The sequence below is a fragment of the Pseudomonas sp. DW-iso3 genome, from assembly GCF_058725305.1.
The window spans coordinates 1026650-1038453 of record NZ_JBZXDZ010000001.1 but is presented as its reverse complement, the minus strand read 5'-3'; the positions used below and the strand labels follow the sequence as shown (position 1 = coordinate 1038453).

Here is an 11804-nt window from a genome sequence, read left to right as displayed (position 1 = left end):
ATAGGCGCATTCCATCATCAATTACAGATAACCAGCATGGTGCGAGTTACTGCGCCGGCGGGGTTCCAGCCGAACAGGTAGTCGCCCTCTTCGTCCGCGGCGTCGCTGGACTTGGTGATGACCCTGTACCCCTGCATCTTGCACTCTCGTGCAGCGCGCTTTTCACACTTCTCCCACTTGTTACCCAGGCCCGAGCAATCGATCTCGATGCCGCCGACGCCGCGCTTGGCGTGGGTCTTCGCGCTGGTGGTGGAGCAGCCCGCAAGCACGACCACTGCGAGCATTACGATAAGCCTGTTCATTCAAATCCTTATTGAAGCGACAACAAGAGAACCGCTTTTTTCTTAAGACTACAATCAGTTCTGACACTGAGCTATACGCCTTGGTTCTCGGTGTTGATTCAACGAATTTCAGGCACAAAAAAGGGCGACCGAAGTCGCCCTTTTTCTATGGCCTGACAGAACTTAGTTCTGCTTAGCCATTGCTTCGCGCAGCAGGGAGGCCATGGTGGTCTCGCCTGGTGCAGCTTCCGGAGCCGATTTCAGGCTCTGGATTGCTTCTTTCTCTTCCACTTCGTCTTTCGACTTGATGGAGAGTTGGATTACGCGGCTCTTGCGGTCAACGCTGATGATCTTGGCTTCTACTTCCTGGCCTTCCTTCAGAACGTTGCGCGCGTCTTCAACGCGGTCACGGCTGATTTCGGAGGCTTTCAGAGTCGCTTCGATATCGTCGGCCAGAACGATGATGGCGCCTTTGGCGTCAACTTCTTTCACAGTGCCTTTAACGATGGCGCCTTTGTCGTTCTCTTGAACGTACTCGGAGAACGGATCGCTTTCCAGTTGCTTGATGCCCAGGGAGATGCGCTCGCGCTCTGGGTCAACCGACAGGATAACGGTGTCCAGCTCGTCGCCCTTCTTGAAACGACGAACAGCTTCTTCGCCCACTTCGTTCCAGGAGATGTCGGACAGGTGAACCAGGCCGTCGATGCCGCCGTCCAGACCAATGAAGATACCGAAATCGGTGATCGACTTGATGGTGCCGGAGATTTTATCGCCCTTGTTGAACTGGCCAGAGAAATCTTCCCATGGGTTAGATTTGCACTGCTTGATGCCCAGGGAGATACGACGACGCTCTTCGTCGATGTCCAGAACCATAACTTCCACTTCGTCGCCGACCTGTACGACTTTCGAAGGGTGGATGTTTTTGTTGGTCCAGTCCATTTCGGAAACGTGTACCAGGCCTTCCACGCCTTCTTCCAGCTCAGCGAAGCAGCCGTAGTCGGTCAGGTTGGTCACACGCGCGGTAACGCGAGTGCTTTCTGGGTAACGGGCTTTGATAGCAACCCATGGATCTTCACCCAGTTGCTTCAGGCCCAGGGAAACACGGTTGCGCTCGCGATCGTATTTCAGAACCTTGACATCGATCTCGTCGCCAACATTGACGATTTCGGAAGGATGCTTGATACGCTTCCAAGCCATGTCGGTAATGTGCAGCAGGCCATCGACGCCACCCAGATCGACGAATGCGCCGTAATCGGTGAGGTTCTTGACGATACCTTTGACTTGTTGGCCTTCCTGCAGGGATTCCAGCAGAGCTTCACGCTCGGCGGAGTTCTCTGCTTCCAGGACGCTGCGACGGGAAACGACAACGTTGTTGCGCTTCTGGTCGAGTTTGATGACCTTGAATTCGAGTTCTTTGCCTTCCAGGTGCGTGGTGTCGCGCACAGGACGAACGTCGACCAAAGAACCTGGCAGGAACGCACGGATGCCGTTAACGTCGACAGTGAAGCCGCCTTTAACCTTACCGTTGATAACGCCCTTGACCACTTCTTCAGCTGCGAAGGCTGCTTCGAGAACAATCCAGCATTCAGCGCGCTTGGCTTTTTCACGGGACAGCTTGGTTTCACCGAAACCGTCTTCAACCGAGTCCAGAGCAACGTGAACTTCGTCACCGACATTGATTGTCAGATCACCAGCATCGTTGTAGAACTGTTCCAGCGGGATCAGAGCTTCAGACTTCAGACCAGCGTGAACGGTTACCCAGCGAGCTTGGTAATCGATATCAACGATAACACCGGTGATGATGGAGCCTGCCTGAAGGTTCAGGGTTTTTAGGCTTTCTTCAAAGAGTTCCGCAAAGCTTTCGCTCATTTTAATTCCTGTTGATAAGGGCGAAGAATACGCCCATCTCCACACCCCAGACGGTGTGGGTCAGTTTCAGTTAAAAGAAGCCACCACAGGACTATGACTGGTCCCCTGCGGCCTTCTTGATCACCCGGCGATATCGCGAATGGCGATTTCACTCAAGATGCGTTCCAGCACCTGCTCGATGGACAGCTCCGTGGAATCCAGCTGTATGGCATCAGCCGCCGGCTTGAGCGGGGCTACTGCGCGCTGGGTATCACGCTCATCGCGTGCACGGATCTCATCTAGCAGACTCGACAGACTAACACCATCGACTTTGCCCTTCAACTGCAAGTAGCGGCGGCGAGCCCGCTCCTCGGCGCTGGCGGTCAAGAAAATCTTCAAGGGTGCGTCGGGAAACACCACGGTTCCCATGTCACGGCCATCGGCGACCAGGCCCGGCGGCTCCTGGAACGCCCTCTGGCGCTGCAGCAGCGCATCACGCACGGCCGGCAGCGCGGCAACCTGGGAAGCCCACGAACCGACTTGTTCGTTACGCAGGTCATCCGTCACATCGTCTCCTTCGAGGATGATGCGCTGGGGATGACCTTCCGTCGCACCGACGAACTGCACATCGAGGTGCGCTGCCAGCAGCTTCAGGGATTCTTCGTTGGTCAGGTCGACGCCATGGTTGCGTGCGGCGAATGCCAGCAGGCGGTACAGCGCGCCGGAATCCAGCAGGCACCAGCCCAGGCGCTCGGCCAGGATGCCGGCGATCGTGCCTTTGCCCGAGCCGCTTGGCCCGTCGATGGTAATCACCGGTGCTTTGATATTCACAATTGAGCCTCTTGGGCAACACGGATGCCGACTTGGGCACACAGTGTAAGAAAGTTCGGAAAAGACGTAGCAACATTGGCGCAGTCACGGATACGAATCGGCGTCGCCGCCCGCAGGGAGGCCACACTGAACGCCATGGCAATCCGGTGATCACCATGGGCATGGACTTCACCACCGCCTATCAGGCCACCGTCAATGATAATCCCATCGGCGGTGGGTTCACACTTCACCCCCAGCGCCAACAGACCATCGGCCATGACCTGGATACGGTCGGACTCCTTCACGCGCAGCTCTTGAGCCCCACGCAACACGGTTCGCCCCTCGGCACAGGCCGCCGCGACGAAGAGCACCGGAAATTCATCGATCGCCAACGGCACCAGCGCTTCGGGAATCTCGATCCCCTTCAACGCTGCCGCGCGCACCCGCAGATCTGCGACGGGCTCGCCACCTACCTCACGCTGGTTTTCCAGCGTGATATCCGCGCCCATCAGCCGCAGAATATCGATCACGCCGGTACGCGTCGGATTGACACCGACGTGCTCCAGCAACAGCTCAGAACCCTCGGCAATCGAAGCCGCCACCAGAAAGAACGCCGAAGAAGATATATCCCCCGGCACTTCAATATGGGTAGCCGCCAGCGCATGACCGGACTCCACGGATGCCGTCGCCCCCTCCACCGCCACCGGATAACCAAAACCGCGCAACATGCGTTCAGTATGGTCACGGGTCGGAGCAGGCTCGGTCACCACAGTTTTACCTTCAGCGTACAACCCGGCCAGCAGCAGGCAGGATTTGACCTGGGCACTGGCCATCGGCATCGCGTAAGCCAGGCCTTTCAACGACTGCCCACCACGAATGGTCAGCGGCGGACGCCCTTCCGGCCCCGTCTCGATCACCGCGCCCATTTCCCGCAGAGGCTTGGCCACGCGACTCATCGGGCGCTTGGACAGGGACGCGTCGCCGGTCAGCACACTGTCAAAGCTCTGCGCTGCCAACAAACCAGACAGCAACCGCATGGAAGTACCGGAGTTACCGAGATAAATCGGCCCCGGCGCCGGTTTCAAGCCATGCAGCCCCACGCCATGAATGGTCACACGCCCATGGTGCGGACCTTCGATCACCACGCCCATGTCGCGAAACGCCTGCAAGGTCGCCAGGGCATCTTCGCCCTCAAGGAAACCTTCGACCTCAGTCACACCCTCAGCCAACGAACCCAGCATGATCGACCGATGGGAGATCGACTTGTCGCCCGGCACCCGAATGCGCCCGCTCAAGCGGCCACCCGGTTCGGCGAGGAAGGTCAGCTCATCAGCGGTCACAGCGGTTTCCATGTAGGCCCGGCGCGCCAGGATCTTGCTGAAATGCTCACGCGCCACCCGCGCACGGGTAAATACGCCCAATAATTGATGGCCATCTCCGGCATCAACCGCGTCGCGCAAGGCATCGAGGTCGCCGCGGAAGGTGTCCAGGGTGCGCAACACCGCTTCGCGATTGGCGAGGAAGATGTCGTGCCACATCACCGGGTCGCTGCCGGCAATCCGCGTGAAGTCGCGGAAACCACCGGCGGCGTAACGGAAAATATCGAGGTTCTCATTACGCTTGGCCAACGAGTCCACCAGGCCAAATGCGAGCAAATGCGGCAGATGGCTGGTTGCAGCCAACACTTCGTCGTGACGCTCGACCTGCATATGCTCGACATCCGCACCCAGCTCACGCCACAGACGGTCCACCACCGCCAGTGCAGCCGGATCGGTTTGCTCCAGCGGCGTCAGGATGACTTTATGGCGACGGAACAGCTGCGCATTGGACGCCTCTACTCCGCTCTGTTCGGAGCCCGCAATCGGATGACCCGGCACAAAGCGCGCCGGCATACCACCAAAGGCCCGTTGCGCCGCGCGCACCACATTGCCTTTGGCACTGCCGACATCCGTCAGTATCGCCTGCCCCAAGTCCATGCCGGCCAGTACGCCGAGCAATTTCTCCATGGCCAGGATCGGCACGGCCAACTGGATCACATCAGCGCCCTGGCAGGCGAGCGCCAGGTCCGCTTCACAGCGATCCACCACCCCCAACTCAACCGCCAACTTGCGCGATTGCGGGTCCAGGTCCACACCAACCACTTCGCTACACAGCCCACTTTCACGCAGGCCTTTGGCGAAGGAGCCGCCGATCAACCCCAGACCGACCACCACCAGGCGACCGATCATAGGCACAGCAGGTTTCAATGCAGTGACATCAACCACGGGCCAGAACCTTGGCCAGCGCCTCCAGGAAGCGGGCGTTTTCTGCCGGCAGACCGATGGTAATGCGCAGGTGGTTCGGCATGCCGTAGTTGGCGGTCGGACGCACAATGACGCCTTCGCGCAACAGGCCCTGGAATACCGGCGCAGCGACCTGGCCGAGGTCGACACAAATGAAGTTGCCCTTGGACGGAATCCAGCCCAGGCCCAACTCACGGAAGCCTTCCTGCAACTGCAGCATGCCGCTTTCGTTGAGGCGACGGCCTTCTTCCAGGTACTCGGCATCCTTCACCGCCGCACAGGCTGCAGCCAGCGCGAGGCTGTTGACGTTGAACGGCTGACGCACACGGTTCAGCACGTCGGCAACCACTGCCGTGGACAAACCGTAGCCGACTCGCAGCGATGCCAGGCCATAAGCCTTGGAGAACGTGCGCGAAACCAGCAGGTTCGGGTACGCCGCCAGGAAATCCAGGCCGTTCGGCAGATCACTGCCTTCGGCGTACTCGATGTATGCCTCGTCCAGCACGACCAACACATGCTCCGGCACGTCTTGCAGGAAGTCGCTCAGCGCTTGTGCGTCGAACCAGGTGCCGGTCGGGTTGTTAGGGTTCGCGATAAACACGACGCGGGTCTGGGCATCAATGGCCGCCAGCATGGCCGGCAGGTCATGACCCCACTCTTTCGCGGGGACCACTTTCGCATCAGCGCCCACCGCCTGGGTCACGATCGGATAGACCGCAAACGCATGCTCGCTGAACACCGCATTCAAACCTGGCGCCAGATACGCACGACCAACCAGCTCAAGAATGTCGTTGGAGCCATTGCCCAGGGTGACCTGGTTCAGCTCGACACCGCACTTTTGTGCCAGCAGAGACTTCAAGGCAAAGCCGTTACCATCGGGATAGCGGGTCAGCTCAGCCAACTCTTCACGAATCGCCGCCAACACCTTCGGGCTCGGGCCCAGCGGGTTTTCGTTACTGGCCAGCTTGACGATGTTCGCCGGATCCAGGTTCAACTCACGCGCCAGCTCATCCACAGGCTTGCCCGGAACGTAAGGCGACAGTTGTTGCACGCCCGGCTGAGCCAGGGTGAGGAAGTTGCCACTCATGTTAAAGCCTCACAAAACCGCTTTCGGGTAAGAGCCCAGCACCTTGAGTGCCACGGCTTCCTGACTGATTTTCTCCAGCACACCCTTGACCAGCGGGTCGCGGTGATGGCCGATGAAGTCGATAAAGAACACGTAAGTCCATTTACCGCTGCGCGAAGGACGAGTCTCGATGCGCGTCAGGTCAATCCCGTTATCATGGAACGGCACCAGCAGCTCATGCAGCGCGCCAGGCTTGTTGCTCATGGAGACAATGATCGAGGTCTTGTCGTCGCCAGTGGGCGGCACTTCCTGGCTGCCGATCATCAGGAAGCGCGTGGAGTTGTCCGGGCGGTCCTCGATTTTCTCGGCCAGGCGCGTCAGGCCGTACAGCCCAGCGGCCATATCACCGGCGATGGCCGCCGAATTCCACTCACCCTTGACCCGCTTGGCGGCCTCGGCGTTGCTGGAGACAGCTACCCGCTCGACATTCGGATAATGCGCGTCCAGCCACTTGCGGCACTGGGCCAGGGACTGGGCGTGGGAGTAGATGCGGCTGATACTGTCGGTCTTGGTATTCTCGCCCACCAGCAGGTGATGGTGGATGCGCAGCTCGACTTCGCCGCAGATGACCATGTCGTGTTCGAGGAAGCTGTCCAGCGTGTGGTTGACCGCGCCTTCGGTGGAGTTTTCCACCGGCACCACGCCAAAATTCACCGCGCCGGCCGCCACTTCACGGAACACTTCATCGATCGCCGCCATTGGCTTGCTGATCACCGCGTGACCGAAGTGCTTCATGGCAGCCGCTTGGGTGAAAGTGCCCTCGGGACCCAGATAAGCCACTTTCAGCGGTTGTTCCAGCGCCAGGCACGAAGACATGATTTCGCGGAACAACCGCGCCATCTCTTCGTTGCCCAGTGGGCCCTTATTACGCTCCATGACACGCTTGAGCACCTGGGCTTCACGCTCGGGACGGTAGAACACCGGCACTTCGCCTTCGGCCAGGGAGGCCATCTTCACCCGTGCCACTTCCTGGGCGCACCGCGCGCGCTCACTGATCAGCTCCAGGACTTTCTCGTCCAGGCTGTCAATGCGCACGCGCAGGGCCTTGAGTTCTTGCTCAGACATTAGCCGTGTTCCTTTTCGAACGCTGCCATGTAGTCAACCAGCGCGTTGATCGCGTGGATGTCGACGGCATTGTAGATGGAGGCGCGCATGCCACCGACCGAACGGTGCCCCTTGAGGTTCAGCAGGCCACGCTCTTCGGCACCGACCAGGAACGGCTTGTCCAGGCGATCATCAGCCAGGCGGAACGGCACGTTCATCCAGGAGCGATCAGTCAGGTTGATCGGGTTGCTGTACAGGCCGCTGGCGTCGATGAAGTCGTACAGGACGCGCTTCTTCTCTTCGTTGAGCTTACCCATGGCGGCGACACCGCCCTGCTCTTTCAGCCACTCGAACACCAGGCCGGAGAGGTACCAGGCAAACGCTGGCGGAGTGTTGTACATCGAGCCGTTATCGGCCGCGACCTTGTAGTTGAGCATGGTCGGGCACAGCGAACGGGCGCGACCCAACAGGTCCTCACGGATGATGTTGACCAGGATGCCGCTCGGGCCGATGTTCTTCTGGGCGCCAGCGTAGATCATGCCGTACTTGGACACATCGATAGGGCGCGAGAGAATGTCCGAGGACATGTCGCACACCAGCGGAACGTCACCGACTTCCGGCACCCAATCAAACTCCAGGCCGCCGATGGTTTCGTTCGCGACGTAGTGCACGTAGGCCGCGTCCTTCGACAGATTCCACTCGTTCTGACCGGGAATGGCGAAGTAGTCGTACGGCTTGGCGGTACCCGCGACATTGACGTGACCGTAACGCGAGGCCTCTTCAATAGCCTTCTGACCCCAGATACCCGTGTCGATATAGTCAGCCGTGCCGTCTTCCGGCAGCAGGTTCAGCGGGATCTGGGCGAACTGCTGGCTGGCGCCGCCCTGCAGGAACAACACTTTGTAGTTGGATGGGATGTCCAGCAAGTCACGCAGATCCTGCTCGGCCTTGGTGGCGATGGACACGAACTCATCGCTGCGATGGCTCATTTCCATCACGGAGAGGCCTTTTCCATGCCAGTCGAGGAGTTCACCCTGCGCACGCTGCAGGACTGCTTCAGGAAGCGCCGCGGGACCGGCACAGAAGTTATAGGCTCTCTTGCTCACATCCAATCTCACTCTGATTTGGTGGGGCTGCAATCATGTTCGGCAACAACCTTTCTCTGGAGCGAACCCTTGTGGGAGCTGGCTTGCCTGCGATAAGGGCACCTCGGTAGCGCAGTGATACCGCGGCGCTGCCATCGCAGGCAAGCCAGCTCCCACATTGACCGCGTCCAGCCAAAGGACGTGCTATTTCACAAGGGACAAACAACAAGGGGGCGAATCTTCATCCGCCCCCTGTGTGTCCGCTTATTCCTGCGGTTCTTCTTCGTCTGCGGCAGCGTCGAGGGTTGGCTCGTCGACGTTGTCATCGCCTGCTGCGATCACCTCGCCTTCGAATTCCTCGCCTTCCAGCTCTTCGCCTTCGACTTCCGATGGCTCCTGGACACGCTCCAGGCCGACCAGTTTCTCGTCCTTGGCCAGCTTGATCAGGGTGACGCCCTGGGTATTACGGCCCAGGCTCGACACTTCAGCCACACGGGTACGTACCAGGGTGCCCTGGTCGGAAATCAGCATGATCTCCTCGCCATCGAGCACCTGGACCGCGCCGACCAGACGGCCATTGCGGTCGTTGCTGACCATGGCGATCACGCCTTGGCCGCCACGCTTATACTCCGGGAACTCGCTGATGGCGGTGCGTTTGCCATAACCGCGCTCGGAAGCGGTGAGGATCTGGCTGCCTTCTTCCGGGATCAGCATCGAAATCAGCTTCTGCCCTTCTGGCAGGCGCATGCCGCGCACACCGCGGGCGGTACGGCCCATGGCGCGAACGTCGGATTCCTTGAAGCGCGTGACCTTGCCGCCGTCGGAGAACAGCATGACTTCACGCTCGCCATCGGTGATGGCCGCAGAGATCAGCACGTCGCCTTCGTCCAGCTCCAGGGCGATCAGGCCCACGCTGCGCTGACGGCTGAAGGATTCCAGCGGGGTCTTCTTCACGGTGCCTTTGGCGGTGGCCATGAAGATGAAGTGACCTTCGGTGTATTCCTCGACCGGCAGCATGGTGGTGATGTATTCATCACTGTCCAGTGGCAGCAGGTTGACCAGTGGGCGACCACGGGCAGCACGGGACGCTTCCGGGATTTCGTAGGTTTTCAGCCAGTACACCTTGCCTTTGCTGGAGAACAGCAGCAGCGTGGTGTGGCTGTTGGCGACCAACAGGTGAGCAATGTAGTCCTCATCCTTCACGCCGGTCGCCGATTTACCTTTACCACCACGACGCTGGGCCTGGTACGCAGCCAATGGCTGGGTCTTGGCGTAGCCACCGTGGGAGATGGTCACCACACGCTCTTCTTCCGGGATCATGTCACCCAGGGTCAGGTCGAGGCGCGCATCGAGGATTTCGGTACGGCGCACGTCACCGTATTCGGCGCGGATCACTTCCAGTTCTTCGCGAATCACTTCCATCAGGCGCACGGCGCTGCTGAGGATGCGGATCAACTCGCCGATCTGGTTGAGGATCTCCTGGTACTCGGCCAGCAGCTTCTCGTGCTCCAGACCGGTCAGGCGGTGCAGGCGCAACTCCAGGATGGCCTGGGCCTGTTCCGGCGACAGGAAGTACTTGCCTTCGCGCAGACCGTATTGCGGGTCCAGGGTCTCCGGACGGCACGAGTCGGCGCCGGCACGTTCAACCATGGCCACCACGGCGCTGGATTCCCAAGGCGTGCTGATCAACGCTTCCTTGGCTTCCGACGGGGTTGGCGAGGCCTTGATCAGGGCGATTACCGGGTCGATGTTCGACAGCGCAACTGCCTGGCCTTCCAGGATGTGGCCGCGCTCGCGGGCCTTGCGCAGTTCGAACACGGTGCGGCGTGTGACCACTTCGCGACGGTGACGCACGAAGGCTTCCAGCAGGTCCTTGAGGTTCAGGATGCGCGGGCGGCCGTCGATCAACGCAACCACGTTGATACCAAACACGCTTTGCAGCTGGGTCTGGGCATAGAGGTTGTTGAGGATCACCTCAGGCACTTCGCCACGACGCAGTTCGATCACCACGCGCATACCGTCTTTGTCGGACTCGTCGCGCAGTTCGGTGATGCCTTCGAGCTTCTTCTCTTTGACCAGCTCGGCGATCTTCTCGATCAGGCGCGCTTTGTTCAGCTGGTACGGCAGTTCGGTGATAACGATCTGCTGGCGGCCACCGACCTTGTCGATGTCTTCGATGATCGAGCGGGCGCGCATGTAAATGCGGCCGCGACCGGTGCGGTAGGCTTCGATGATGCCGGCGCGACCGTTGATGATCGCGGCAGTCGGGAAGTCCGGGCCGGGGATGTATTGCATCAGCTCATCGACGGTCAGCTCCGGGTTGTCGATGAGGGCCAGGCAACCGTCGATGACTTCACCGAGGTTGTGCGGCGGGATGTTGGTGGCCATGCCCACGGCGATACCGCTGGAACCGTTGACCAGCAGGTTGGGGATCTTGGTCGGCATGACCGCCGGGATCATTTCGGTGCCGTCGTAGTTCGGCACCCAGTCCACGGTTTCTTTATGCAGGTCGGCCAGCAGCTCATGCGCCAGCTTGGTCATGCGCACTTCGGTGTATCGCATGGCCGCGGCGTTGTCGCCGTCGACCGAACCGAAGTTGCCCTGGCCGTCTACCAGCAGGTAGCGCAGGGAAAACGGCTGGGCCATCCGAACGATGGTGTCGTACACCGCAGTGTCGCCGTGAGGGTGATACTTACCGATCACGTCACCGACAACACGGGCAGATTTCTTGTACGGCTTGTTCCAGTCGTTACCCAGCTCGCTCATCGCGAACAGCACACGCCGGTGCACGGGCTTCAAGCCATCGCGCGCATCAGGCAGTGCCCGACCGACAATTACGCTCATCGCGTAGTCGAGGTAGGACTGTTTCAGCTCGTCTTCGATATTGACCGGGAGGATTTCTTTGGCCAGTTCGCCCATGAGAAGCCTGATTCCTTTTTCGGGTGAAACCTCGTCACATCCATATGGGACGAACGAAGCTCGCCGCTGCCGGCAGAGTGCCTGACAACGACTTACGACAAATCAACGAGTTATGACACGGATCTGCACGTTATAGGCCACCCCTCGGGGCGACCCTGGAAACCGCCGGATGTTATCACAATCGCCGCCACGCACCTATCCCCCTGATGCGCATGGAGCATAGTAAGTTGACGGATGACAGGCTTGAGGGCGACGAGAGGGGCTCAGAGGCAGGGTCGTGCTATTTTTTGAAGGCAGATCCGAAGGTTTTCTTGACTTATAGACCCCTTCGCGAGCAAGCCCGCGCCCACATTTGAGTGGTGAACACATTCAAAATGTGGGAGCGGGCTTGCTCGCGAATGCAATCGGA

The 11804-nt window shown here is 59.7% G+C and carries 8 protein-coding genes; all 8 read right to left on the bottom strand.

Annotated features, from left to right (window positions below; translation table 11 throughout):
- Nucleotides 1–17 precede the first annotated feature (17 nt).
- Nucleotides 18–302 (bottom strand): lipoprotein, encoded by a 285-nt coding sequence (locus AC4PS7_RS04805; protein ID WP_042570764.1) that lies wholly within the window; start codon nt 300–302, stop codon nt 18–20.
- Between the two features lie 162 nt (nt 303–464).
- Nucleotides 465–2150 (bottom strand): 30S ribosomal protein S1, encoded by a 1686-nt coding sequence (gene rpsA, locus AC4PS7_RS04800; protein ID WP_010211953.1) that lies wholly within the window; start codon nt 2148–2150, stop codon nt 465–467.
- A 120-nt stretch (nt 2151–2270) separates the two neighbouring features.
- The gene (cmk, locus tag AC4PS7_RS04795) at nt 2271–2960 is read right to left on the bottom strand and encodes a (d)CMP kinase (protein ID WP_457244315.1); all 690 of its coding nucleotides are present in this window, start codon (nt 2958–2960) and stop codon (nt 2271–2273) included.
- Nucleotides 2957–5167: a bifunctional prephenate dehydrogenase/3-phosphoshikimate 1-carboxyvinyltransferase gene (locus AC4PS7_RS04790; protein WP_031290441.1), complete on the bottom strand. Its 2211-nt coding sequence runs from the start codon at nt 5165–5167 to the stop codon at nt 2957–2959. Before AC4PS7_RS04790 ends, cmk begins: the two co-directional genes overlap by 4 nt.
- Before the next feature lie 28 nt (nt 5168–5195).
- Entirely contained in the window at nt 5196–6308 is a 1113-nt protein-coding gene (gene hisC, locus AC4PS7_RS04785) for a histidinol-phosphate transaminase (protein ID WP_021490947.1), read from the bottom strand.
- A gap of 9 nt (nt 6309–6317) precedes the next feature.
- Entirely contained in the window at nt 6318–7412 is a 1095-nt protein-coding gene (pheA, locus tag AC4PS7_RS04780; protein WP_003172650.1) for a prephenate dehydratase, read from the bottom strand.
- A complete protein-coding gene (gene serC / locus AC4PS7_RS04775; protein WP_021490948.1) occupies nt 7412–8497 on the bottom strand; it encodes a 3-phosphoserine/phosphohydroxythreonine transaminase in 1086 nt (361 codons plus the stop codon). The genes pheA and serC overlap by 1 nt, the downstream gene beginning before the upstream one ends.
- Before the next feature lie 243 nt (nt 8498–8740).
- The gene (gyrA, locus tag AC4PS7_RS04770) at nt 8741–11395 is read right to left on the bottom strand and encodes a DNA gyrase subunit A (protein WP_010211963.1); all 2655 of its coding nucleotides are present in this window, start codon (nt 11393–11395) and stop codon (nt 8741–8743) included.
- Between the last annotated feature and the right edge of the window lie 409 nt (nt 11396–11804).